The 258-nt window shown below is 51.9% G+C and carries 1 protein-coding gene; it reads right to left on the reverse strand.

Translation table 11 applies throughout. The features are described from left to right. Positions 1-59: 59 nt before the first annotated feature. On the reverse strand, positions 60-258 hold a 199-nt coding region (locus AC1RPH_RS08415), incomplete at its 5' end, for a hypothetical protein (RefSeq protein ID WP_481762134.1).

Raw genomic sequence — 258 nt, forward strand, 5'->3', positions numbered from 1 at the left:
GCGCCCAACCACGCGTATCCTTGTGATCGGCCAGTGCTCGCTCCACATTGAGTTCTGCATCACTCTTCATTACTGCCTCCCGTGTATTTCAAAATCACATAGACCCGGCTGGTGCCATTCACTTCGTGTTCGACGCGATGCCCAACAATTTTGTCTACGTATGACACAGCTCCGTACGATGCTACGCACGCCGCATTACCAATTTCCGCTCGGTGCATGACATTGATGGCTATGCAGCGACCATCGCTTTTTGCTTTC

This window comes from Dellaglioa sp. CoH-57-MRSF-16, from assembly GCF_056782055.1.